The following is a 24,736-nucleotide window of genomic DNA, read 5'->3' on the forward strand; positions in this document are numbered from 1 at the left end:
GCGGCTAAAGCCGCTCCCACAGGGTCTCCACTGCCCTTGAATGTGGTGATATCCCTGTGGGAGCGGGTTCACCCGCGAAGAGGCCGGCACTGACAAACGAGGAAGTCATGCCCGAACGCACCCCGCTGGACCCTGTCACCGCCCGCTGGATCCCTTGGGTGGTGGCCATCGCCTTTTTCATGCAGTCCCTGGACGGCACCATCCTCAACACCGCACTGCCAGCCATGGCCCGGTCGCTGGCAGAAGACCCGCTGCGCATGCAGGGCGTGATCATCGCCTACATGCTCACCGTGGCCCTGCTGATCCCCGCCTCAGGCTGGATCGCCGACCGCTTCGGCACCAAGCGCATCTTCTTCAGCGCCATCCTGCTGTTCAGCTTCGGCTCGCTGCTGTGCGCCGCCGCCAACAGCCTCGGTTTCCTGATCTTTGCCCGTGTCGTGCAAGGGCTGGGCGGTGCGCTGATGCTGCCGGTCGGGCGGCTAGTGGTCCTACGTGCCTACCCGCGCACCGAGCTGGTGCGCATCATGAGCTTCATCACCATCCCCGGCCTGCTCGGGCCGCTACTGGGCCCTACGGTTGGCGGTTGGTTGGTGGAAATACTGAGCTGGCACTGGATCTTCCTGCTCAACCTGCCGGTCGGCCTGATCGGCTGCTACGCCGTTTGGAAGTTCATCCCCGACCTGCGCGGCGCCGAGCGCACCACGTTCGACGGCCCCGGGTTCCTGCTGTTTGGCGCAGCGATGGTATTGATCACCATCGCCATGGAAGGCCTGGGCGAACTGCACCTGCCGCACCTGCGGGTGATGTTGCTGCTGTTCGCCGGCATGGCCTGCCTGGCGGCCTACTGGCTGCGCGCCGGGCGCGACCCGGAGCCGTTGTTCTCACCCAGCCTGTTCCGCGTGCGCACCTTTGCCATCGGTATTCTCGGTAACCTGTTCGCCCGCCTGGGCAGCGGCGCGCTGCCGTTCCTTGTGCCGTTGCTGCTGCAAGTGGCGCTGGGCTACTCGCCGGCCCAGGCCGGCATGAGCATGATCCCGCTGGCGGCTGCGGCGATGCTGGCCAAGTCCATTGCCCGACCACTGATCGAACGCTTTGGCTACCGCATCATCCTCACCGGCAACACCCTGCTGCTGGGCCTGCTGCTGGCCAGCCTCGGGCTGGTCGACGAGCAGACGCCCTATGCCGTGCTGCTGATTCAGCTGGGCCTGCTAGGGGCAGTCAACTCGATGCAGTTCACTGCGATGAACACGGTGACCCTGATCGACCTCGACGACGCCAGCGCCAGCAGCGGCAACAGCCTGCTGTCGGTGGTCGCGCAGCTGGCCCTGAGCCTGGGCGTGGCATGTGCGGGGGCATTGCTCGGCGGCTTTACCGCAGCCGGAAACGCCGACGGCGTGGAAACCACCTTGGGTGCATTCCAGCTGACCTTCGTCACCATCGGCGTGATGGCCATGCTGGCGGCGGCGATCTTCCTGCAGCTGTCGCCGACGGACGGAAGGCGTGCCCGTCGTCCGGAACAACACATGGAGTCGTAGGGCGAATGGCCATGAGGCTGGTAGACTATGCGGCATTTTTCGCTTCGCACCGCAGGCCCGCCTCGTGACCACCGAATCCACCGCCTTTGCCACCTTGCCGCTGTCCACTGCCATGCTGGCCAACCTGGACGCCCTCGGCTATGCCTCGATGACACCGATCCAGGCCCAGAGCCTGCCGGTCATCCTCAAGGGGCAGGACCTGATCGCCCAGGCCAAGACCGGCAGCGGCAAGACCGCCGCCTTCGGCATCGGCCTGCTCAACCCGATCAACCCGCGCTACTTCGGTTGCCAGGCGCTGGTGCTGTGCCCTACCCGCGAGCTCGCCGACCAAGTGGCCAAAGAGCTGCGCCGCCTGGCCCGCGCCGAGGACAACATCAAGATCCTGACCCTGTGCGGCGGCGTTTCGCTGGGCCCGCAGATCGCTTCGCTGGAGCACGGCGCACACATCATCGTCGGCACCCCAGGGCGCATCCAGCAGCACCTGGACAAGGGCACCCTGGTGCTCGACGGGCTGAACACCCTGGTGCTGGACGAGGCCGACCGCATGCTCGACATGGGCTTCTTCGATGCCATCGCCAGCATCATCGGCAAGACCCCGTCGCGCCGCCAGACCCTGCTGTTCTCGGCCACCTACCCGGCCGGCATCAAGCAACTGGCCGCAGACTTCATGCGCAACCCGCAACAGGTCAAGGTCGAGAGCCTGCATGCCGACAATCAGATCGAGCAGCGCTTCATCGAGATCGACCCGCAACAGCGCCTCGAGGCGGTCACCCGCGTGCTCGGCTACTACCGCCCGCAGTCCTGCGTGGCGTTCTGCTTCACCAAGCAGCAGTGCGAGGATGTGGTCGCCCACCTGACCGCCAAGGGCATCGTTGCCCAGGCCCTGCATGGCGACCTGGAGCAGCGCGACCGCGACCAGGTGCTGACCATGTTCGCCAACCGCAGCAGCTCGGTGCTGGTGGCTACCGATGTGGCCGCCCGCGGCCTGGACATCGATGGCCTGGACATGGTCATCAACGTCGAACTGGCGCGTGATGCGGAAATCCATGTGCACCGTGTGGGCCGTACCGGCCGTGCTGGCGAGAAAGGCATTGCGGTCAGCCTGGTGGCACCGGCCGAAGGCCACCGCGCCCAGGCCATCGAAGACCTGCAGAAGAGCCCGCTGCGCTGGGACCAGCTGGACAGCCTGAAGCACAAGGGTGGCGAACCGCTGCTGCCGCTTATGAGCACCCTGTGCATCGCCGCCGGGCGCAAGGACAAGCTGCGCCCGGGTGACATCCTCGGGGCGCTGACCGGTGACGCCGGCATCCCCGGCAAGCAGGTGGGCAAGATTGCGATCTTCGATTTCCAGGCGTTCGTGGCCGTCGAACGGCCGCTGGCCAAGCAGGCCATGCAGCGCTTGAACAGCGGCAAGATCAAGGGGCGCTCCCTGAAAGTCCGCATCGTCTGACCTAATTTTGGGGCCGCTTTGCGGCCCTTTCGCGACACAAGGCCGCTCCTACAGGGGATCGCAAACTCCTGTAGGAGCGGCCTTGTGTCGCGAGAGGGCTGCAAAGCAGCCCCCAGCAATCCTGAAGAGGTAACACCGTGCACTCCACCGACGTGATCATCCTCGGCGCCGGCGCCGCCGGCCTGATGTGCGCACAGCTCAGCGCCCGCCGTGGCCGCCGGGTACTGGTGCTCGACCACGCCAACAAACCGGGCAAGAAAATCCTTATGTCCGGCGGCGGCCGCTGCAACTTCACCAACATGTATACCGAGCCGGGCAACTTCCTCTCGCAGAATGCGCATTTCTGCAAGTCGGCCCTGGCTCGCTACACCCAGTGGGACTTCATCGAGCTGGTGTGCAAGCACGGCGTGGCCTACCACGAGAAGAAACTCGGCCAGCTGTTTTGCGACAACAAGGCCAGTGACATCCTCGACATGCTGCTGGCCGAATGCGATGAGGCCGGCGCCGAGATCCGCATGCACACCAGCATCGAGCAGATCGAGAAGACCGAAGGGGGCTACCTGCTGCAGACCAGCGGCGGCCAGTTCGCCTGCCAGTCGCTGGTGATCGCCACCGGCGGCCTGTCGATCCCGACCCTGGGTGCCACCGGCTTCGGCTACCAGGTGGCCCGCCAGTTCGGCCATACCCTGCTGCCAACCCGCGCCGGGCTGGTGCCGTTCACCATCACCGAGCCCCAACTGAAGGCACTGTGCACCGAGTTGTCCGGCACATCGCTGGATTGCACCGCCAGCTGCAACGGCACCAGCTTCCGCGAGAACCTGCTGTTTACCCACCGCGGCCTCAGCGGCCCGGCGATTTTGCAGATTTCCTCATTCTGGGAAGCAGGCGACACGGTCGAGATCAACCTGCTGCCCGACCGTGATGCACTGACCTGGCTGCAACAGATGCAGGCCGAACGCGCCAACGCCGAGCTGAAAACCGTGCTGGGCGAGGTATTTACCCGCAAGCTGGCCAACCTGCTGGCCGAGCAGTGGTTCGAGTCCCGGCCCATGAAGCAGTACACACCGGCGGAACTGGCACAGATCGCCGAGAAGCTGGCGAACTGGCAAGTGGTACCGGCCGGCACCGAGGGCTATCGCACTGCTGAAGTCACCCTGGGTGGCGTGGATACCCGCGAGGTGTCGTCAAAGACCATGGAATCGCTGAAGAGCCCTGGGTTGTATTTCATTGGTGAAGTGCTGGATGTGACTGGCCATTTGGGCGGTTTCAATTTCCAGTGGGCCTGGGCCTCCGCCAACGCCGCGGCGCAGTTCGTGTAGAGTAGAATCCATTCAGCAGCACGGAATGCTTCTTGCTGGCCCGTGCTGGGAGTGCCGAAATTCGCATGGGGCTGCCATGCAGCCCATTCACGGCACAAGGCCGCTCCTACAGGGGACGCGATCGACTGTAGGAGCGGCCTTGTGCCGCGAATGGGCCGCACAGCGGCCCCAATGACACGGCCTCGAACGGTATTTCTCTGATCACTGCCTAGCAGGCCATCATGTCATCGAGCTCGTTCCGTCAGTCACTGCGTCGCCTGTGGGGTCAAGACAAGTTCAGCTACAGCATCCGGGTCACCATCGCCCTCACCGGCAGCCTGGCCCTGTGCTGGTACCAGAACGAAATGGCCCTGCTGATTCCGCTGTTCCTCGGCATCATCGCCAGCGCCCTGGCCGAAACCGATGACAGCTGGCAGGGCCGCCTCAGCGCCCTGGCCGTCACCCTGGTGTGTTTTGCCATCGCCGCACTGGCGGTCGAACTGCTGTTCCCCTACCCGTGGGTATTCGTCACTGCCCTGGCCTTGGCGGCCTTTGGCCTGACGATGCTCGGTGCCTTGGGCGAACGCTATGGCGCCATCGCTTCAGCGACCCTGATCACTGCGGTGTACACCATGATCGGCGTGGACCAGCGCGGCGGCCAAGTCACCGATTTCTGGCACGAACCGCTGCTGCTGGTGGCGGGCGCAGCCTGGTACGGACTGCTGTCGGTGCTGTGGCAGGCGCTGTTTTCCAACCAGCCGGTGCAGCAGAGCCTGGCCAAGCTGTTCTTCGAGCTGGGCAGCTACCTCAAGCTCAAGGCCAGCCTGTTCGAACCCGTCCGCACCCTAGACGTCGAAGCCCGGCGCCTGGAGCTGGCCCAGCAGAACGGCAAGGTGGTGGCGGCGCTCAACGCGGCCAAGGAAATCATCCTGCACCGGGTGGGCAACAGCCAGCCGAACTCCAAGGTCAGCCGCTACCTCAAGCTGTACTTCCTGGCCCAGGACATCCATGAACGGGTCAGTGCTTCGCATTATCCCTACAACGCCCTGACCGAGGCTTTTTTCCACAGCGACGTGATGTTCCGCTGCCAGCGCCTGCTGCGCAAGCAGGGCTCGTCCTGCCAGGAGCTGGCCCGCTCTATCCGCCTGCGCCAGCCGTTCGTGCTGGCCAGCGGTTACCCCGAAGCCCTCGAAGACCTCAACGCCTCGCTGGAACACCTGCGCATGCAGAACAACCCGGCCTGGCGTAGCCTGCTTCGCTCGCTGCGGGCGCTGGCGGCCAACCTGGCGACGCTCGACCGCCTGCTCAGCGCCGCCAGCAACCCGGACAGCCTGGCCGACACCAGCGATAGTAGCCTGCTCGACCGCTCTCCACGCTCGCTGAAGGACGTGTGGACCCGCCTGCGCACCCAATTGACGCCGACCTCGCTGCTGTTCCGCCATGCCCTGCGCCTACCCCTGGCGTTGTCGATCGGCTATGGCATGGTGCACCTGATCCACCCCACCCAGGGCTACTGGATCATCCTCACCACGCTGTTCGTGTGCCAGCCCAACTACGGTGCGACCCGGCGCAAGCTGGTGCAGCGGATAGCCGGCACCGCCGTCGGCCTGACGGTGGGCTGGGCATTGTTCGACCTGTTCCCCAACCCGGTCATCCAGTCGTTGTTCGCCGTGGTCGCCGGGGTGGTGTTCTTCGTCAACCGCACCACCCGCTACACCTTGGCCACGGCCGCGATCACCCTGATGGTGCTGTTCTGCTTCAACCAGATCGGCGATGGCTATGGCCTGTTCCTGCCGCGCCTGTTCGATACCCTGGTCGGCAGCCTGATCGCCATCCTCGCGGTGTTCCTGTTCCTCCCCGACTGGCAGGGGCGGCGGCTGAACAAGGCGCTGGCCAATACGCTGGCCTGCGCCAGCGTGTACCTGCGGCAGATCATGCAGCAGTATGCCCATGGCAAGCGCGATGATTTGGCATACCGCCTGGCCCGGCGCAACGCCCACAACGCCGACGCGGCGCTGTCCACCACCCTGGCCAACATGCTGATGGAGCCGGGGCATTTCCGGAAGGAGGCCGACGTCGGCTTCCGCTTCCTGGTGCTGTCGCATACCTTGCTCAGCTACCTGTCGGGGCTGGGCGCGCACCGCGACACGGCCCTGCCGGCGGAGGTGCAGGAGCAATTGATCGAAGGTGCCGGGCAAAGCCTGGCCAGCAGCCTGGACGAGATTGCCAACGGCCTGGCCGCGCGGCTACCAGTGGCGATTCACAGTGATGCCGAAGAGGCGCTGGCCAATGCCCTGGAGCAGATGCCGGAAGAGCTGGACGAGCACCAGCGGCTGGTGCAGACACAGTTGGCGTTGATCTGCCGGCAGTTGGGGCCGCTGCGGACCTTGGCAGCGCATTTGATCAAGGAAGGTGCACCGGCCTGAGTTGTATATCGCCTGTGCGGGCCTCTTCGCGGGTAAACCCGCTCCCACAGGAACATCACAAATCTCAAGTCCTGTGAGATACCTGTGGGAGCGGGTTTACCCGCGAAGAGGCCGGCACAGGCGATATAGATCAGAAGCCATGCTGGCGCATGAGCCGCGCATAGCTGCCATCCGCCTTCATCGCCGCAATCGCCTGCTCGAACCGCTCGACGATCCGCGCATGCTCCGGGTTTTTCAGGCTGACCAGGATATGCAGGGTGTTCTCTCCCAACGGCGGCTCCACCAGCATCACCCCATCGCGTACCTCCGGCAGCTCGCGCTGCAAGTTGTAACGAGCCACGTACTCGTCTTCCACCGCCAGGTCCACCCGCCCCGCCGCCAGCATGCGTACCGCAGAGGGAAAGTTGCGCACCGCCACCTTGTGCAGGCGAGTGTCGCGGTCGAACGCGGGGGAATAGGCGTAATCACGCACCACAGCGATGCTGTAGGGGTACAAATCTGACTGGCGCTTGTAGCGAAACGCCTCGCCCTTGCGTTGCAACAGGCGAATGCGGTTGACCAGGTAGGCTTCGGAAAACTGCCCGATGCTGGCGCGCGAGTCGTTGTACCAGGCGTTGATCAGCACGTCGTAACGCCCCTCGCTCACCCCCAGCAGAGCCCGCGCCCAAGGTGCCTCTTCGACCCCACTGGTGTAGCCGGCCCGGGCCAGCGCCGTGGTGACGATGCTGGTCGCCAGGCCACCGCCCGGCATGCTGGCATCGGTGAACGGCGGCCAATTGTCGGCCACCAGACGCAGCTTTTCGCGCCCCAGGGCGGGTGTTGCAAGCATCATTGCCAGCAATCCCAACACACAAAACAGTGGCCGCATGCTCACGTCCTTTCGCAATGGAGGGCACACACTGCCGATGAGATTACACAAAGGCGTCGCCGAGGGCAGCGGCCAATAGTGTCATTTAGCCTCTATTTTGGCCGTGGCACGTGCATCATGCGATGATCGACGGTCCACTCAAGGAGTTCGCACCAATGTCCATCGACTGGCTTTGCAAGCACCACACCGATCTCAGCAAGGACCAGCTCTACGCCATTCTGCAGTTACGCACGGAAGTGTTCGTGGTCGAGCAACGCTGCGCCTACCAGGAAGTCGATGGCCAAGACCTGACCGGCGATACCCTGCACCTGATGGGCTGGCAGGATGACAAGCTGGTGGCCTACCTGCGCCTGCTCGACCCGCAATCCCAAGGAGGGGATGTGGTGATCGGGCGGGTAGTGACTGCACCTGCGGCGCGCGAGCTGAAGCTGGGGCATACCTTGCTGCTCAAGGGGTTGGAGGCAGCGGAGCATTGCTGGCCGGGGGTGCCGGTTTATCTGTCGGCGCAGGCGCATTTGCAGGCGTTCTATGCCCGGCATGGATTCGCTGTGGTGGGCGAGGAATATCTTGAGGACGACATTCCGCATATCGGGATGCGCAAGGGATGAGATCGCCGGGCTGCAAAGCAGCCCGCAGTGGATCAGGGATACCCCAGCACTTCGCGAACCTGCCGCAGGTGCTGGATGATCCACTGTTTGTCGATCGCCCCCCAGTCATGAATGCGGTAATGCCCGGCGTGGTTGCGCGCGCCTTCCTGCTGTTCGAACTCGCAGACGATATCCAGGTCGGCTAGTGCCGCAATGGTGTCCTGGGCGGTGCGCCGGGGCATGCCGGTGGCTTCCATCAGGGCCGGAACGCTGGTCGCGGTCTGGCTGTCGATCAGCCAGGCCACGTACAGGCGGCGGTAGAAGCTACTCTTGGTCTTGCTCACTTCCATGCTGCGTGGTCCTTAACAGTTGCCCGGCAGCTCCCGATAGGTCAGGTAGACGCGCAGGTCGAATTCCAGTTGGTGGTAGTCCGGCTCCATGTGCTGGCAGAGCTGGTAGAACGCCTTGTTGTGGTCGCGCTCGCGCAGGTGTGCCAGTTCGTGCACCACGATCATGCGCAAGAACTGCGGCGCGGCCTCCTTGAACAGCGAGGCAATGCGGATTTCCTTCTTCGCCTTGAGCTTGCCGCCCTGCACCCTTGATATCGCCGTATTCAGGCCCAGGGCCCGATGGGTCAGGTCGAGACGATTGTCGAACAGCACCTTGTCCAGGTTCGGCGCGCTGCGCAGGTATTGCTGGCGCAAATCCTGGGCATAGCCGTACAACGCCTTGTCGTTCTGCACGTCATGGCGGTCGGGGTAGCGGCGCTGCAGGTACTCGCCCAGGCGGTCGCTGTCGATCATCTGCCGCACTTGCTGCTGCAGGTGCGGCGGATAGGCTTGCAAATATCGTAATACGGTCATGGCGCTGCATTCGGTGTAACGAATGCCGATTCTAGCCAATCATGGCCCCGGCCAGGAGAAAATCGCCGGGAAGCTGCTGGCATCCGTAGCGGTCATCGGGTAAGCCACCAGGAACCCCTGCACGTACTCACAGCCATTGGCTTTGAGCCAGGCTGCCTGAGCCGGGGTTTCCACCCCCTCGGCGATCACCGTGATGCTGTAGTCGAGGCATAGGCCGATGACGCTGCGCACCAGCGCGGCATCCACCACCGAGTCGGGCAAGCGCGCCACCAGGTGGCGGTCGAGCTTGAGGGTATCGATCGGCAGGTCGCGCAACATGCGCAACGAACAGTCGCCGGCACCAAAGTCATCCAGCGCCACCCGCACACCCAGTTCGCGCAAGCGGTGTATCTGTTTCACCGCCGCATCGATGTTGTACATCAGCGAGGTTTCCGCCACTTCCACTTCCAGCTGCGCCGGGTCCAGCTGGTAAAGCTGGATGACCCGGTGCAGTTCGTCTACCAGGCTGGGCATGGCGAACTGCGCGCGGCTCAGGCTGATACCCAGCACCAGGTCCGTCGAGAAACGCTGGCACCAGGCCTGGCGCTGGGCCGCGCCCTGGCGGTAGATCCAGCTGGCCAGGCGGTTGATCAAGCGCGCCTCTTCCAGCAACGGGATGAACAGCCCCGGCGGTACGTCGCCAACACTGGGATGCTGCCAGCGCAACAAGGCCTCGAAGCCACGCAGGCGGCCATCGATGAAGCCGACCTGCGGTTGATAAACCAGAGTGAAGTCTTGCTGCTCCACGGCCGTGCGTACGCTGTCCTCGAGCATCAGCCGCGAACGTGCCCTGCCATTGAGTTCCTGATCGTAGAAGCGATACTGCTGGCGCCCGGCCTGCTTGGCTGCGTACATCGCCGCATCGGCCGCGCGCAGCAGGCCTTCGACATTGGCCCCGCAATCCGGATAAGTGGCGATGCCAATGCTCACCCCAAGGCTCACATCCAGCCCTTCCACCTGGTGGCTGATGGAAATGCGTTCCAGCAACCGCTCGGCATAGCGCCCGGCCTGCTCCGGGTAAGGCAGGCTGTCGAACAGTGCAGTGAACTCGTCCCCGCCCATGCGCGCCAGCAGCGCTTCACTGCCCAGGCAATCCTTGAGCTGTTCGGCCACCCAGTGCAGCACCCGGTCGCCCGCGTCGTGGCCGAGCGAGTCGTTTATGCGTTTGAAGCCGTCCAGATCCATGTACATCAGCGCCTGTGCCTTGTCCGAGCGCTCGTTGCGCAGCAGCGCACCTTCGGCGGCCTGGTAGAACCCGCGGCGGTTGAGCAGGCCGGTAAGCGGGTCGGTGACGGCCTGGTACTCCAGCTGCTGGTGCAGGTTGCGCACCACCGACATGTCCAGCACGGTGACTACCATGGCCTGTTGCTCGGCCGGCAGTGGAGCACAGGACAACGCCACCGGCACCAGCTCCCCGCCAAGGGTGCGCAGCTGGGCATCGTGAACACGGAAGATGCGCCCCCCCAGGTAAGCCTGGTAGAACTCCGACTCGTTCCACAAGCAGGCACTGGCCAGTTGCACCAAATCGAGCAGATGGGCGCCCTGCAACTGCTGGACTGGCGCTGACAACAAACGGGAAATGGCCGGGTTGGCAAAGCTGATGATGCCTTGGGCATCCACCACCAGAATGCCTTCGGCAGCATTCTCCAGGATCGACGCGTTGAACGCCCTGGCCGTTTCCAGCTCACGGGTCAGGCGCTGCAGCATGCGCCGATTGCGCTGCTGGTCGAGCAGGGCCTGGACCTTGGGCTTGAGAATTTGCGGGTCGAACGGTTTGAACATGTAGTCCACGGCGCCACTGGCGTAACCCTTGAGCACGGCCGCTTCGGACTGTTCATTGGCGGTGAGGAAAATGATCGGGGTCAGCCGGGTGCGCTGGCTGCCGCGCATCAGTCGGGCGACTTCGAAGCCGTCCATCTCCGGCATCTGTACATCCAGCAGCACCAGGTCGACATCGTGTTCAAGCAAAGCACCCAGGGCTTCCATCCCCGAGTTTGCCGTCAACACCTGCCAATCCTGACGGGCTAGCAATGCCCGCATGCTGATGAGGTTTTCGGGGTAATCGTCTACCACCAGAAGAACCGAGTTGCCATCCAGTGGCTGAGGGTGAGGTTGAGCGCCATCCATGCTGCTTCTCTATTATGTGACCGACTTCAAGATACGGTTGGATCCACTAGTACTCTAGACCTGAGCGGATAACACGCAATGCAATCAGAACGCTATCAGTGCCTCAACTATACGGTAGCCGACTAACGGTCGCTTTGCCGGGAATATGTGCCCGCGCAAAGTTCTAACACCCAAAAATGAAAAAACCCGCATCGCTGCGGGCTTTTTCATCAATACCAGAAGATCAGTTGATCTTGGCGGCCAGCTCACCTTTCAGGTAGCGCTGGTACATGCCTTCCAGGGAGATCGGCTTGATCTTCGAGGCATTGCCAGCGGTGCCGAAGGCTTCGTAACGAGCGATACACACGTCACGCATGGCCTTGATGGTTTCACCGAAGAACTTGCGCGGGTCGAACTCGCTCGGGTTCTGCGCCATCAGGCGGCGCATGGCACCAGTGGAAGCCAGACGCAGGTCGGTGTCGATGTTGACCTTGCGCACGCCGTACTTGATACCTTCGACGATTTCCTCGACCGGTACACCGTAGGTTTCCTTGATGTCGCCGCCGTACTGGTTGATGATCGCCAGCCACTCTTGCGGCACCGAGGACGAACCGTGCATCACCAGGTGGGTGTTGGGGATGCGCTTGTGGATTTCCTTGATGCGGTCGATGGCCAGCACGTCACCGGTTGGTGGCTTGGTGAACTTGTAGGCACCGTGGCTGGTACCGATGGCGATGGCCAGGGCGTCGACCTGGGTCTTCTTGACGAAGTCGGCAGCCTCTTCCGGGTCGGTCAGCATCTGGCTGTGGTCCAGCACGCCTTCGGCGCCGATGCCGTCTTCTTCACCGGCCATGCCGGTTTCCAGCGAACCCAGGCAGCCCAGCTCGCCCTCTACCGAAACACCGCAGGCGTGCGCCATGGCCACGGTCTGCTGGGTAACGCGAACGTTGTACTCGTAGTCGGTCGGGGTCTTGCCATCTTCACCCAGCGAGCCGTCCATCATCACCGAGCTGAAGCCCAGCTGGATCGAGCGCTGGCAGACGTCAGGGCTGGTGCCGTGGTCCTGGTGCATGCACACCGGGATATGCGGGAATTCTTCGATGGCCGCCAGGATCAGGTGACGCAGGAACGGGGCACCGGCGTATTTGCGGGCACCGGCCGAAGCCTGGACGATCACCGGGGAGTCGGTCTTGTCGGCCGCTTCCATGATGGCGCGCATCTGCTCGAGGTTGTTGACGTTGAAAGCTGGTACGCCGTAACCGAACTCGGCGGCGTGGTCCAGCATCTGGCGCATGCTAATGAGTGCCATTGTGTATCTCTCTCCCGACAAGCGTCGTTTGTTTCGTGCAAGCCTGCCGCAGGGGCGGTTGCTGTTCAAGTAGTGTGGGCCACCCTCGCGGCCCGGCCAGTCACGGTGCCTTGCAGCCCCGCCCAATCAGATCGTTGGTTGCCACCCAGTACACCAGGCCTTCTTCGCCCTTGGTATGGAAGGCCAGCATGCCATCGCTGTACAGCGCACCCGAGGCACCCGGCTCGGCCTTGAGCCGGTAGACCTGGTCGCCGCCACCAAGGCGCACATCGACCTGATCGCGCTGCGCATCAGCGAAGCGCCACAGCACTTCAGCCTGAGTGTCGCAGACCCAGCGGGTCCAGTCGTCTGCCGGAGCGGGTTGCGCCGGCTTCAGCAGCGAGCATCCTGCCAGTGTCGCCAGGGCCGTCACGGCCAAAAGCGCTTTCATTACATATCCTCTAGATGACCATGCAGCGGCCGCTTGGTTGCCCGACCCGACGAAATGCCGGTTTCAAGGGCAACCAGGCGCCTTGCGCTGGTGGTCTTCGTCGTACTTTTCCAGGCCCTCCGGGCCCACGCGCTTGCTGATTACCGGCACGGTCTCGGCCTGCCACTCGGACTGGTAGCAACCGCCCTTTGGCGGCTGCGCCGGGTCGGTATCCGAGGCCGGGCTGCCGGCGCATGCGCTCAGCAGGCCAGCCAGCATCATCACAGGCAATTGCTTGACCATCAGGCCGCTCCCTTTGCCAAGCGCCGACGTCATCAGGCCTTGGCCCGCTCTTCCAGGATCGCCACGGCCGGCAGTACCTTGCCCTCGACGAACTCGAGGAAGGCGCCACCGCCGGTAGAAATGTAGGAGATATCGGCGCCAACGCCATATTTGTCGATGGCAGCCAGGGTGTCACCGCCACCTGCGATGGAGAACGCGGCGCTGTCGGCGATGGCCTTGGCCAGCACCTTGGTGCCGTTACCGAACTGGTCGAACTCGAACACGCCGACCGGGCCGTTCCACAGGATGGTCTTCGACGACTTCAGCAGCTCCGCGAAGTGGGCTGCGGTTTGCGGGCCGATGTCCAGGATCATGTCGTCAGCGGCAACGTCGGCAATGGCCTTGACGGTGGCTTCGGCGCTCTCGGCGAACTCCTTGGCAACCACGACATCGACCGGCAGAGGCACGCTGACCTTGGCAGCGATGGCCTTGGCGGTATCGACCAGGTCAGGCTCGTACAGCGACTTGCCTACCGGGTGGCCGGCTGCGGCCAGGAAGGTGTTGGCGATGCCACCACCGACGATCAGCTGGTCGCACACCGAGCTCAGGCTGTTCAGCACATCCAGCTTGGTGGAGACCTTGGAACCGGCAACGATGGCCGCCATCGGCTTGGCCGGGGCCTTCAAGGCCTTGCCCAGGGCATCCAGCTCGGCTGCCAGCAGAGGGCCAGCAGCAGCGACCTTGGCAAACTTGGCAACACCATGGGTCGAACCTTCGGCACGGTGGGCAGTACCGAAAGCGTCCATGACGAACACGTCGCACAGGGCGGCGTATTTCTGCGCCAGCTCGTCGGCGTTCTTCTTCTCGCCCTTGTTGAAGCGCACGTTCTCGAACAGCACCAGGTCACCAGCCTTGACCTCGACACCGTCCAGGTAGTCGGCAACCAGCGGCACGTCGCGGCCCAAGGCCTTGCTCAGGTAGTCGGCGACCGGCTTGAGGCTGTTCTCGGCGGAGAATTCACCCTCGGTCGGGCGGCCCAGGTGCGAGCAGACCATTACCGCTGCACCCTTCTCCAGGGCCAGCTTGATGGTCGGCAGCGCTGCCAGGATACGCGCGTCGCTGGCTACCACACCGTCCTTCACAGGCACGTTGAGGTCTTCGCGGATCAGTACGCGCTTACCTTGCAGGTCGAGGTCGGTCATCTTCAACACGGTCATGAATGCAGTCCTTCAGGGCTGTTTGTTGCGGGTTGGGTGGACGACGTGCAGATAGTGTTCGGCAACGTCGAGCATACGGTTGGCGAACCCCCATTCGTTGTCGAACCAGGCCAGCAGGTTCACCAGGCGAGGGCCGGAAACACGGGTCTGGCTGGCATCGACGATCGCCGAATGCGGGTCATGGTTGAAATCACAGCTGGCGTGGGGCAACTCGGTGTAGGCCAGCAAGCCTTTGAGCGGGCCTTCCAGCGCCGCCTCGCGCAGCACCCGGTTGACTTCGGCCGCGCTGGTATCGCGAGCGGTCTGCAGGGTGATATCCAGGCACGAGACGTTGACGGTCGGTACGCGTACCGCTTTGGCCTGGATTCGCCCGGCAAGTTCCGGAAGCAGGCGCTCGATGCCACGCGCCAGACCAGTGGACACCGGGATCACCGACTGGAAGGCCGAACGCGTGCGGCGCAGGTCTTCGTGGTGGTAGGCGTCGATCACCGGCTGGTCGTTCATCGCCGAGTGGATGGTGGTGATCTGCACGTACTCGATGCCGAATGCCTGGTCCAGCACACGCAGCAGCGGCACGCCGCAGTTGGTGGTGCACGATGCGTTGGACACCAGGCGTTCGTTGCCGGTCAGGCAGGCCTGGTTGACGCCGTAGACCACCGTAGCATCTACGTCGGCCTCGCTGGCCATCGGCTGCGAGAACAGCACCCGAGGCGCGCCGGCGTCGAGGAAGCGCTGGCCATCGGCACGGGTGTGGTAGGCGCCGGAGCACTCCAGCACCAGGTCGATGTCCAGGGCGGCCCAGTCGATGCCTTCGGGGGTGGCACTGCGCATCACCTTCACGCAGTCGCCATTGATATGCAGACAGTCGCCATCGACCTTCACCTCACCGGGGAAGCGCCCATGGGTGGAGTCGAAGCGTGTCAGGTATTCAAGGCTGGCCTGGTCGGCCAGGTCGTTCAGCGCGACGATCTCGAAACCGGCCTTTGCCCCCCGCTCGAACAGCGCGCGCAGGACACAGCGGCCGATACGGCCATAACCGTTGAGTGCAACTTTGTAGGGACGCAGGTGGGGCATAGGTAGCTCTTGAACTCCGGCAGTTGAACGGGGCCGCTGCGCAGCCCATTCGCGGCACAAGGCCGCTCCTACAGGGGACGGCGTACGCAATACCCTGTAGGAGCGGCCTTGTGCCGCGAACGAGGGCCAAAGGCCCTCGCCTTCCTTGTATCAGTCTTCCAGCAGCTCTTCGGCAGTACCGAGGATGTTCTCCAGGGTGAAGCCGAACTCTTCGAACAGTGCCGAAGCCGGCGCCGACTCACCGTAGGTGGTCATGCCGATGATACGACCTTCCAGGCCGACGTACTTGTACCAGAAGTCGGCGTGAGCGGCCTCGATGGCGATACGCGCACCCACTTCCAGCGGCAGCACGGACTGCTTGTAGGCAGCGTCCTGGGCATCGAACACGCTGGTGCACGGCATGGAAACCACGCGCACCTTGCGGCCTTGTTCGGTCAGCTTGGCGTGCGCCTGAACAGCCAGGCCCACTTCGGAACCGGTGGCGATCAGGATCAGCTCAGGCTCGCCGGCGCAGTCCTTGAGCACGTAGCCGCCGCGGCTGATGTCGGCGATCTGCTGGGCGTCGCGGTCCTGGTGCTGCAGATTCTGGCGCGAGAAGATCAGCGCCGAAGGGCCGTCCTTGCGCTCCAAGGCGCTTTTCCAGGACACGGCGGATTCCACCGCGTCGGCTGGGCGCCAGGTGTCCAGGTTCGGCGTGCTGCGCAGGCTGGTCAGCTGCTCGATCGGCTGGTGAGTCGGGCCGTCTTCGCCCAGGCCGATGGAGTCGTGGGTGTAGACGTGGATCACGCGCTGCTTCATCAGTGCCGACATGCGCACGGCGTTGCGGGCGTATTCCATGAACATCAGGAAGGTCGCGCCGTAAGGCACCAGGCCACCGTGCAGGGCAACGCCGTTCATGATGGCGGTCATGCCGAACTCGCGAACGCCGTAGAACACGTAGTTGCCGCTGGCGTCGTTGGCTTCGACACCCTTGCAACCCTTCCACAGGGTCAGGTTGGAACCGGCCAGGTCTGCCGAACCGCCGAGGAACTCCGGCAGCAGCGGGCCGAAGGCATTCAGGGCGTTCTGGCTGGCCTTGCGGCTGGCGATGGTCTCGCCCTTGGCGGCCACTTCGTTGATGTAGGCCTGGGCTTTCTCGCTGAAATCGGCAGGCAGGTCACCGGCGGCTCGGCGCTTGAACTCGGCAGCCAGCTCCGGGTAGGCCTTGGCGTAGGCGTCGAAGCGCTGGTTCCATTCGGCTTCGGCCTTGGCACCGGCAGCCTTGGCGTCCCACTCGGCGTAGATCTCGGCCGGGATTTCGAACGGGCCGTGGTTCCAGTTCAGTTCCTTGCGAGCCAGGGCAATTTCGTCGTTGCCCAGCGGTGCGCCGTGGCAGTCTTCCTTGCCCTGCTTGTTCGGCGAGCCGAAACCAATGATGGTCTTGCAGCAGATCAGGGTCGGGCGATCGCTCTTGCGGGCGGTCTCGATGGCGGTCTTGATCTCGTCGGCGTCATGGCCGTCGACGTTGCGGATCACCTGCCAGTTGTACGCTTCGAAGCGCGCCGGGGTGTTGTCGGTGAACCAGCCGTGCACTTCGCCGTCGATGGAAATGCCGTTGTCGTCGTAGAAGGCGATCAGCTTGTTCAGGCCCAGGGTGCCGGCCAGCGAGGCGACTTCGTGGGAGATACCTTCCATCATGCAGCCGTCGCCGAGGAACACGTAGGTGTTGTGGTCGACGATGTTGTGGCCGTCACGGTTGAACTGGGCAGCGAGCACTTTTTCGGCCAGGGCGAAGCCCACGGCGTTGGCGATACCCTGGCCGAGCGGGCCGGTGGTGGTCTCGACGCCTGGGGTGTAGCCGTATTCCGGGTGGCCCGGGGTGCGGCTGTGCAGCTGGCGGAAGCCTTTGATGTCATCGATGGTGACGTCGTAGCCGGTCAAGTGCAGCAGCGAGTAGATCAGCATCGAACCGTGGCCGTTGGACAGTACGAAGCGGTCACGGTCGGCGAAACTCGGGTTGCTCGGGTTGTGCTTCAGATAGTCGCGCCAAAGCACTTCGGCGATATCCGCCATGCCCATGGGGGCACCTGGGTGGCCGCTGTTGGCCTTTTGCACGGCATCCATGCTGAGGGCACGAATGGCGTTGGCACGTTCACGACGGCTGGGCATCGCTGATCTCCTGGGGGGCTTGAATAGGTGGTGTCACGAAAAAAGGCGGCCATTTTCGCCCACTGGGGGGGCTTGGGGCAATGACGTATGGTCGCAGTCGGGGGATTTTCCTGCGATTGGCATTCAATTCGGGGTAAAACCGGGAGAACCACCCCACTCATCACTCAATATCAAAACTTTTTGATATTGCCCTTGCTAGGGCAACGATGCCTGTCTAGACTGCCGCACCATGAACCTCCGTGCGCAATCGATCCCCGAGCAACGCGAAGCATTGGCTGCCCTGTGCAAAGCCAGTGGCGACGAGTTGCGCCTGAACGTATTGCGCGCCCTGGCCAACGACTCGTTCGGCGTGCTGGAGCTGGCGCAGATCTTCGACGTGGGCCAGTCGGGCATGAGCCACCACCTTAAAGTATTGGCCCAGGCCGAGCTGGTGGCGACCCGCCGCGAGGGCAATGCCATCTTCTACCGCCGCGCCCTGCCCGACAGCTTGCGCCTGGGAGGTCGACTGCACGCGGCGCTGCTCGAAGAGGTGGACGACCTGACTCTTCCGCCTGACGTGCAGGCGCGCATTGCCCAGGTGCAGCAACGCCGCGCAGCCACCAGCCAGGACTTCTTCCTGCGCGTGGAAGAGAAGTTCCGCGCCCAGCAAGACCTGATCGCCGGCCTGCCGCAGTACCGCGAAAGCCTGCTGGCGCTGCTCGACAAACTGAATTTCGACCCGGCCGCCAGCGCCCTGGAGGTCGGCCCCGGTGACGGTGGCTTCCTGCCCGACCTGGCCCGGCGCTTCGCCCAGGTCACCGCCCTGGACAACAGCCCGACCATGCTCGAACTGGCGCGCCAGGTGTGCCAGCGCGAAGGGCTCGACAACGTGAACCTGCAGTTGGCCGATGCACTGGGTGCAACGGATGTGGCCGCCGACTGCGTTGTGCTGAACATGGTGCTGCACCATTTCAGCGACCCGGCCCTGGCCTTGCGCCAGCTGGCCAAACGGGTGAAGGCAGGCGGCAGCCTGCTGGTAACCGAACTGTGCAGCCATGACCAGGGGTGGGCGCGCGAAGCCTGCGGCGACCTGTGGCTTGGCTTCGAACAGGACGACCTGGCCCGTTGGGCCAACGACGCCGGGCTGGCCCCCGGGGACAGCCTGTACGTGGGCTTGCGTAACGGTTTCCAGATCCAGGTCCGCCATTTCCAGCGGACGGCTGGCGACATACACCATCGGTAAATTTCAGGAACCTTCGAGATGAGCGAATACTCCCTTTTCACCTCCGAGTCCGTGTCCGAAGGGCATCCGGACAAGATCGCCGACCAGATTTCGGACGCCGTCCTTGATGCCATCATCGCCCAGGACAAATACGCCCGCGTAGCCTGCGAAACCCTGGTCAAGACCGGCGTCGCCATCATCGCCGGCGAAGTCACCACCTCCGCCTGGGTCGACCTGGAAGAGCTGGTGCGCAAGGTCATCATCGACATCGGCTACAACAGCTCCGACGTCGGTTTCGACGGCGCCACCTGCGCCGTGATGAACATCATCGGCAAACAGTCGGTGGACATCGCCCAGGGCGTCGACCGTTCCCGCCCGGAAGACCAGGGCGCCGGTGACCAGGGCCTGATGTTCGGCTACGCCAGCAACGAAACCGATGTGCTGATGCCGGCACCGATCTGCTTCTCGCACCGTCTGGTCGAGCGCCAGGCCGAGGCGCGCAAATCGAAACTGCTGCCATGGCTGCGTCCGGACGCCAAGTCGCAGGTCACCTGCCGTTACGAAAATGGCAAGGTGGTCGGCATCGACGCCGTGGTGCTGTCGACCCAGCACAACCCTGAGGTTTCGCAGAAAGACCTGCAGGAAGCCGTGATGGAGCTGATCGTCAAGCACACCCTGCCTGCCGAACTGCTGCACAAGGGTACCCAGTACCACATCAACCCGACCGGCAACTTCATCATCGGTGGCCCGGTGGGTGACTGCGGCCTGACCGGGCGCAAGATCATCGTCGACTCCTACGGCGGCATGGCCCGCCATGGTGGTGGCGCGTTCTCCGGCAAGGACCCATCCAAGGTCGACCGTTCCGCCGCCTACGCCGGCCGCTACGTGGCCAAGAACATCGTCGCCGCCGGCCTGGCCGAGCGTTGCGAGATCCAGGTGTCGTACGCCATCGGCGTGGCCCAGCCGACCTCCATCTCGATCAACACCTTCGGTACCGGCAAGGTCTCCGACGACAAGATCATCCAGCTGGTGCGCGAGTGCTTCGACCTGCGTCCTTACGCCATCACCACCATGCTCGACCTGCTGCACCCGATGTACCAGGAAACCGCTGCCTACGGTCACTTCGGCCGTACCCCGCAGCAGAAGACGGTCGGCGACGACACCTTCACCACCTTCACCTGGGAGCGTACCGACCGCGCCCAGTCGCTGCGTGACGCTGCCGGCCTGTAAGTTTCCTACAGCGCCAGGCGAAAGCCCCTGCCGAGCAATCGGCAGGGGCTTTTTTGTGACATATGGGCTGACAAACGCTGCATGGCGACGCGCACGCTACCTGCCTAGGCTGAGGGCTCCCACCTGCCATGCAAGGATGCTGGCCATGCCGCTCATGCTGCTGTTCGCCCTGATGTTGACGTTGAATGCTCCCCTTGTCCGTGCCGCCACATGCCCCACCTGGAACCCGCAACAAGTCGAGGCTGAAGTGAGCCGACTGCGCGCCACGCTTGCCCGCTGGGACGACCATTATCATCGTCAGGGCATCGCATTGGTGGCCGATGAAATATACGACCAGAGCCGCCAGCACCTGGCGCACCTGCAGCAATGCTTTGGCATCACGACTACCACGTCCCCGCTGGCCAGCGCTGGCGGGCCAATTCCGCATCCGGTGCCGCACACCGGCGTCGACAAGCTGGCCGACCGTCAGGCTGTAGAACGCTGGCTGGCCGGCAAGGCAGATGTTTGGGTGCAACCAAAGGTCGATGGCGTAGCAGTCTCCCTCATCTACCGACAGGGCCGGCTGGTGCAGTTGATCAGCCGGGGGGACGGCGTGCAGGGGCACGACTGGAGCCGCCACATCCCCCTGCTCGACGCAATCAACCGGCAGCTGCCCCAGGCCATCGACCTGCAACTCCAGGGCGAACTGTACCTGCGCCTGGACGCGCATGTGCAAGCCCGGGCAGGCAGCGCCAACGCCCGAGGGACGGTAGCCGGGCTGCTGGCTCGCAAACAGCTGGGTCGTGAGCAAGGTGAGCGCATCGGCCTGTTCGTGTGGGACTGGCCGCAAGGCCCCGAACAGCAAGCCGAACGCCTCGCGAAGCTGGCGGAACTGGGCTTTGCGCACAGCCAGGATTACAGCGTCGCCATAGAAACAGCGGACGATGCAGCGCACTGGCGTGAGTACTGGTACCGCTCACCCCTGCCTTTCGCCACCGATGGCGTGGTGTTGCGCCTAGGCGTCCGGCCTCCGTCCGAGCGCTGGCAGGCCAAGGCGCCCTACTGGATCGCGGCGTGGAAGCACCCGTACACGCAGGCCTTGGCCGAAGTGCGCGACGTACGCTTCCGCGTCGGCCGTACCGGCAGGGTTACGCCAGTCTTGCATATACTGCCGGTTACCCTGGATGACCGGCGAATCACCCACGTGAGCCTGGGATCGCTGGCACGTTGGCTCAAGCTCGACATCCGCCCCGGTGACCAGGTGGCCGTCAGCCTTGCCGGGCTGACCATCCCACGCCTGGAGCAAGTGGTGCACCGCGCCGCCGAGCGCCAACCGGTGATCGCACCAGCGCCCGGCCAGCATCATGCCCACAGCTGCTGGCAGATCAGCGAAGGCTGCGAAGAGCAGTTCATTGCTCGTCTCACCTGGCTCAGCGGCAAGCAGGGGCTGGCCCTGCCGCGCACCGGCCCTGGTACCTGGCGCCGACTGGTGGCTGCAGGGCTGGTGACCACGATGACCGACTGGCTGCATCTGGATGCCGAGCGCCTGGCCCAGGTAGCGGGCATCAGTGACACAACGGCTTCGCAGTTGCTGGGCAGTTTCGACCAAGCCCGCTCACGGCCTTTTGCGCAATGGCTTCGCGGACTCGGCGCGCCTACACCCACCGGCATGCAGGTAACAGGCGACTGGCTGGAGCTGGCTGCCCGCACGAATCTTGAATGGCAAGCCATGCCCGGTATCGGCGAAAAGCGCGGGCAACAGCTTGCTGGATTTTTTGCAACCACCGAGGTTCAAGCCATTGCAACGCAACTGGCCACGACAGGGATCGATGGATTCCGGATCGACAGGCAAAGCATCGAGCAATGATTATTTACCAATTTACCTGTAGGAAAATCCCGAGATTAATCCGGAAAACCCCAACAAGGGTTTCTAAATGAGCAAAACCAAGGCAGGATTTCCCCCAACTTTTGCTGCCCCGCCCCCTCAAGGAGGCTTTTCATGAAACGTATTTCGACCCTTTTCCTGATCGCGACACTGGGCCTGCCCGCTGGTGCCGTACAAGCCGCCCAGCCGGACACCGGCCTGACCGGTTGCGCTGCCAAGCGTAGCGCCATCGAGAACCAATTGAAGATTGCCCGTGACCACGGCAACAACGAACAGGCCGCAGGGCTTGAAGAGGCACTGCGAGGGGTCGACAACTGCACCGATGCCAGCCTGCGCAAGGAACGTGAGCAGAAGGTGCTCGACGCACGTCACGAAGTGGCGCAGCGGGAAAAGGATTTGAAGAAAGCCGAGAAGAAAGGCGATTCGGAGAAGATCAACAAGCGCAAGGACAAGCTGGCCGAGTCGCGCAAGGAACTGCAGGAAGCGGTGGAGGATCTGGATCGCTGAGGCCCCGACCGGGCAAACGCGATCATTGTAGGAGCGGCCTTGTGTCGCGATGGGCCGCAAAGCGGCCCCGGCGATTTGTGCATCAGCTGAAATCCTGGGGCCGCTGCGCAGCCCTATCGCGACACAAGGCCGCTCCTACACAGGGCAATGCAGTCCATCAATGATTGCGGAATTCCGTATGACAGGCCTTGCAAGCCGCTTCGACCTTGTCCATCGGTGCCTTCAACTGCGCAGCGTCCAGCGGCTGGCCGCGGGTGACGTCGACCAGTTCGCCAGTAACGCCTTCCAGCTGGCGGGCCAGGTCATGAAAGCGCGTCTGCCGCTCCCATACCTCGGCACGCGCACTACTGTCGCCACTATCACGCGCCTGTGGGAAGTGCTGCCAGGGCTGGTGCGAAAGGTTGTCCAGCTTCAGCGCACCGTCGGCAAACTTCACCCCGTCGAACGGCAACCGCCCACGCAACATACCGCCCAGGTCTTCGCTGGTCTTGAGCATGTCCTTGAAGATCACCTTGCGCTTGCCCAGCGGGGAGTTCGGGTCAACCCGGTCACAACCACCCAGGGCCAGTGCTGCCAGCAGAACAACGGTCAATCGCTTCAACATCACGGTCACTTCGGCCTACGCAAATGGGCGGCCAGTATCGCTGCCAAGCGGCGAAAGACCAATAGCCACATAAAAAACAGGGGCGAATATCCGTGTTCACCCATGACAGGAACGTACTCATGAAATCTGCCCTGCGCCATCTGGCCTGGACACTCCCGGCACTGGCCCTGCTGGCCGGCTGCAACGGTGGCGAAAGCGCCAAACCCGAGCCCCATGCCATCGCCACCTACGCCAATGCCACATGGCAGGACCTGCCTGCCGTCAACGACAGCGACCTGGTGGCTGGCTTCCAGGCCTGGCGCAACGGCTGTGAAAAGCTAAAGCGCGACACCGTCTGGGCCAGCACCTGCGAAGCAGCCGCCAGCGTGCCCGACAATGCCTTGCAGGTGCGTGCCTTCCTGCAACAGAACCTGCAGGTATACGGCCTGCGTTCGGCCGAGAATAACGCCAACGGCCTGATCACCGGTTACTACGAACCGGTCTACCCTGGCAGCCTGAGCCAATCGGCAACCAACCACGTGGCGGTCTACGGCATCCCCGACGACATGATCGTGGTCGACCTGGCCAGCGTGTACCCCGAACTCAAGGGCAAGCGCCTGCGCGGTCGCCTCGATGGCCGGGTGCTCAAGCCCTACGACACCGCCGAGGTGATCAACCGTGACGGCGTCAAGGCGCCGGTGCTGGCCTGGCTGACCGACCCGATGGACCTGCAGTTTCTGCAGATTCAGGGTTCCGGCCGGGTACAACTGGAGGACGGGCGCCAGCTGCGCCTGGGTTACGCCGACCAGAACGGCCACCCCTATCGGCCAATCGGGCGCTGGCTGGTGGAACAGGGCCAGTTGAAGAAGGAAGAAGTGAGCATGGGCGCCATTCATGCCTGGGCCCAGGCCAACCCACAACGGGTGCCGGAACTGCTCGCCAGCAACCCCAGCTACGTGTTCTTCAGCACCCGCCCGGACAGCAACGAAGGGCCACGCGGTTCGTTGAACGTACCGCTGACCGCTGGCTACAGCGTGGCCATCGACCGCAAGGTGATTCCGCTGGGCAGCTTGCTGTGGTTGTCCACCACTCGCCCGGACGGTACGCCGGTGGTACGCCCGGTGGGGGCCCAGGATACCGGCGGGGCAATTACTGGCGAGGTGCGCGCCGACCTGTTCTGGGGCACTGGGCCGGAAGCTGGAGAACTGGCCGGGAACATGAAGCAGCAGGGGCAGATCTGGATGCTGTGGCCTAAGGGCAAGCCGCTGCCCGAGGTGCCGAAAGTACCTTGATCGGCGGTGGATTCTTCGCGGGCGAGCCCGCGAAGAAGGCGACGCGGTATCAGATGGAAACCACGAAGAAAGCCACAATGATCGCCAACCCGGCAAACCACACCAGCGATCGCAGCATGGCCCAGTCGGCCAGGTAACAGATGATGTACAGCAGCCGGCTGGTGATGTACATCACCCCCAGCACATCCTGGGTCACCTGCTCGGCATTGCCGACAATATCCGCCACCAGCACCGCCGCGGCAAATGCCGGGAAGGCCTCGAAACTGTTCTGCTGGGCAGCATGCGCGCGCCGCGGCAGCCCGGACAGGGTATCCAGGAACGCACGCGGGTCGTGGTTGTCGCGCAGTCGGAAGCGGCCACTACCGGCCTTGGCGATCAATGCGCACAGTGGCGGCAAGAGCAGCGCGATCAGGATGCACCACAGGGCAACAGTCATGGACAGGACTCC

The 24,736-nt window shown here is 63.7% G+C and carries 22 protein-coding genes; 10 read left to right on the top strand and 12 right to left on the bottom strand.

Features of this window, described 5'->3' with window-relative positions; translation table 11 throughout:
* Positions 1 to 107: 107 nt before the first annotated feature.
* The 4 genes from mdtD (at position 108) to yccS (ending at position 6,709) form a co-directional block, all read left to right on the top strand.
* Positions 108 to 1,535 (top strand): multidrug transporter subunit MdtD, encoded by a 1,428-nt coding sequence (gene mdtD / locus RR51_RS01915; RefSeq protein ID WP_015272048.1) that lies wholly within the window; start codon positions 108 to 110, stop codon positions 1,533 to 1,535.
* Between the two features lie 112 nt (positions 1,536 to 1,647).
* Positions 1,648 to 2,985 (top strand): ATP-dependent RNA helicase DbpA, encoded by a 1,338-nt coding sequence (gene dbpA, locus RR51_RS01920; RefSeq protein ID WP_236693247.1) that lies wholly within the window; start codon positions 1,648 to 1,650, stop codon positions 2,983 to 2,985.
* Positions 2,986 to 3,122: 137 nt separating this feature from the next.
* Positions 3,123 to 4,304 carry an NAD(P)/FAD-dependent oxidoreductase gene (locus RR51_RS01925; RefSeq protein ID WP_039612469.1) on the top strand — a complete coding sequence of 394 codons (1,182 nt, stop codon included), beginning with the start codon at positions 3,123 to 3,125 and terminating at the stop codon, positions 4,302 to 4,304.
* 221 nt (positions 4,305 to 4,525) lie between these two features.
* A complete protein-coding gene (yccS, locus tag RR51_RS01930) occupies positions 4,526 to 6,709 on the top strand; it encodes a YccS family putative transporter (protein ID WP_039612470.1) in 2,184 nt (727 codons plus the stop codon).
* A gap of 130 nt (positions 6,710 to 6,839) precedes the next feature.
* Here the strand turns inward: yccS and RR51_RS01935 are convergent, their stop codons facing one another.
* Complete coding sequence (locus RR51_RS01935; protein ID WP_039612471.1) at positions 6,840 to 7,577, bottom strand: substrate-binding periplasmic protein; 738 nt, start codon at positions 7,575 to 7,577, stop codon at positions 6,840 to 6,842.
* Between the two features lie 155 nt (positions 7,578 to 7,732).
* Between RR51_RS01935 and RR51_RS01940 the strand changes: the two genes are divergently transcribed.
* Positions 7,733 to 8,185, top strand: coding sequence for a GNAT family N-acetyltransferase (locus tag RR51_RS01940; RefSeq protein WP_039612472.1), 453 nt, complete (start codon positions 7,733 to 7,735; stop codon positions 8,183 to 8,185).
* A gap of 32 nt (positions 8,186 to 8,217) precedes the next feature.
* On the opposite strand, the gene RR51_RS01945 is transcribed toward RR51_RS01940, so the two are convergent.
* The 9 genes from RR51_RS01945 to tkt form a co-directional block, all read right to left on the bottom strand.
* Positions 8,218 to 8,514 (bottom strand): winged helix-turn-helix domain-containing protein, encoded by a 297-nt coding sequence (locus tag RR51_RS01945; RefSeq protein WP_013974495.1) that lies wholly within the window; start codon positions 8,512 to 8,514, stop codon positions 8,218 to 8,220.
* A 12-nt stretch (positions 8,515 to 8,526) separates the two neighbouring features.
* On the bottom strand, positions 8,527 to 9,027 hold the full coding sequence (locus RR51_RS01950; RefSeq protein WP_003259625.1) for a M48 metallopeptidase family protein: 501 nt from the start codon (positions 9,025 to 9,027) through the stop codon (positions 8,527 to 8,529).
* Between the two features lie 39 nt (positions 9,028 to 9,066).
* Positions 9,067 to 11,193 carry a putative bifunctional diguanylate cyclase/phosphodiesterase gene (locus RR51_RS01955; protein WP_039612473.1) on the bottom strand — a complete coding sequence of 709 codons (2,127 nt, stop codon included), beginning with the start codon at positions 11,191 to 11,193 and terminating at the stop codon, positions 9,067 to 9,069.
* A 223-nt stretch (positions 11,194 to 11,416) separates the two neighbouring features.
* A complete protein-coding gene (gene fba, locus RR51_RS01960; protein WP_003259623.1) occupies positions 11,417 to 12,481 on the bottom strand; it encodes a class II fructose-bisphosphate aldolase in 1,065 nt (354 codons plus the stop codon).
* A 100-nt stretch (positions 12,482 to 12,581) separates the two neighbouring features.
* The gene (locus RR51_RS01965; protein ID WP_013974499.1) at positions 12,582 to 12,911 is read right to left on the bottom strand and encodes an MliC family protein; all 330 of its coding nucleotides are present in this window, start codon (positions 12,909 to 12,911) and stop codon (positions 12,582 to 12,584) included.
* A 63-nt stretch (positions 12,912 to 12,974) separates the two neighbouring features.
* Positions 12,975 to 13,226: a hypothetical protein gene (locus tag RR51_RS01970; RefSeq protein ID WP_003257743.1), complete on the bottom strand. Its 252-nt coding sequence runs from the start codon at positions 13,224 to 13,226 to the stop codon at positions 12,975 to 12,977.
* Positions 13,226 to 14,389 carry a phosphoglycerate kinase gene (locus RR51_RS01975; RefSeq protein WP_013974501.1) on the bottom strand — a complete coding sequence of 388 codons (1,164 nt, stop codon included), beginning with the start codon at positions 14,387 to 14,389 and terminating at the stop codon, positions 13,226 to 13,228. The genes RR51_RS01970 and RR51_RS01975 overlap by 1 nt, the downstream gene beginning before the upstream one ends.
* A gap of 12 nt (positions 14,390 to 14,401) precedes the next feature.
* Positions 14,402 to 15,463: an erythrose-4-phosphate dehydrogenase gene (gene epd, locus RR51_RS01980; protein ID WP_013974502.1), complete on the bottom strand. Its 1,062-nt coding sequence runs from the start codon at positions 15,461 to 15,463 to the stop codon at positions 14,402 to 14,404.
* A gap of 150 nt (positions 15,464 to 15,613) precedes the next feature.
* Entirely contained in the window at positions 15,614 to 17,611 is a 1,998-nt protein-coding gene (gene tkt / locus RR51_RS01985; protein ID WP_039612474.1) for a transketolase, read from the bottom strand.
* Between the two features lie 229 nt (positions 17,612 to 17,840).
* Between tkt and RR51_RS01990 the strand changes: the two genes are divergently transcribed.
* The 4 genes from RR51_RS01990 to RR51_RS02005 all read left to right on the top strand — a co-directional run bounded on the left by RR51_RS01990 (position 17,841) and on the right by RR51_RS02005 (position 22,413).
* Positions 17,841 to 18,833, top strand: coding sequence for an ArsR/SmtB family transcription factor (locus RR51_RS01990; RefSeq protein ID WP_015272059.1), 993 nt, complete (start codon positions 17,841 to 17,843; stop codon positions 18,831 to 18,833).
* Between the two features lie 18 nt (positions 18,834 to 18,851).
* Positions 18,852 to 20,042 carry a methionine adenosyltransferase gene (gene metK, locus RR51_RS01995; RefSeq protein WP_015272060.1) on the top strand — a complete coding sequence of 397 codons (1,191 nt, stop codon included), beginning with the start codon at positions 18,852 to 18,854 and terminating at the stop codon, positions 20,040 to 20,042.
* Between the two features lie 145 nt (positions 20,043 to 20,187).
* Entirely contained in the window at positions 20,188 to 21,888 is a 1,701-nt protein-coding gene (gene ligB / locus RR51_RS02000; protein WP_039612475.1) for an NAD-dependent DNA ligase LigB, read from the top strand.
* Positions 21,889 to 22,020: 132 nt separating this feature from the next.
* Positions 22,021 to 22,413: a DUF1090 domain-containing protein gene (locus tag RR51_RS02005; RefSeq protein WP_039612476.1), complete on the top strand. Its 393-nt coding sequence runs from the start codon at positions 22,021 to 22,023 to the stop codon at positions 22,411 to 22,413.
* 157 nt (positions 22,414 to 22,570) lie between these two features.
* Here the strand turns inward: RR51_RS02005 and RR51_RS02010 are convergent, their stop codons facing one another.
* On the bottom strand, positions 22,571 to 23,017 hold the full coding sequence (locus RR51_RS02010; RefSeq protein WP_039612477.1) for a c-type cytochrome: 447 nt from the start codon (positions 23,015 to 23,017) through the stop codon (positions 22,571 to 22,573).
* Positions 23,018 to 23,136: 119 nt separating this feature from the next.
* Between RR51_RS02010 and mltA the strand changes: the two genes are divergently transcribed.
* Complete coding sequence (gene mltA / locus RR51_RS02015; protein WP_039612478.1) at positions 23,137 to 24,288, top strand: murein transglycosylase A; 1,152 nt, start codon at positions 23,137 to 23,139, stop codon at positions 24,286 to 24,288.
* Between the two features lie 49 nt (positions 24,289 to 24,337).
* On the opposite strand, the gene RR51_RS02020 is transcribed toward mltA, so the two are convergent.
* Positions 24,338 to 24,724: an MAPEG family protein gene (locus RR51_RS02020; protein WP_024087834.1), complete on the bottom strand. Its 387-nt coding sequence runs from the start codon at positions 24,722 to 24,724 to the stop codon at positions 24,338 to 24,340.
* Positions 24,725 to 24,736: the final 12 nt, after the last annotated feature.

Origin of the sequence: Pseudomonas sp. C5pp, from assembly GCF_000814065.1 — a bacterium.
Classification (GTDB): domain Bacteria; phylum Pseudomonadota; class Gammaproteobacteria; order Pseudomonadales; family Pseudomonadaceae; genus Aquipseudomonas; species Aquipseudomonas asiatica.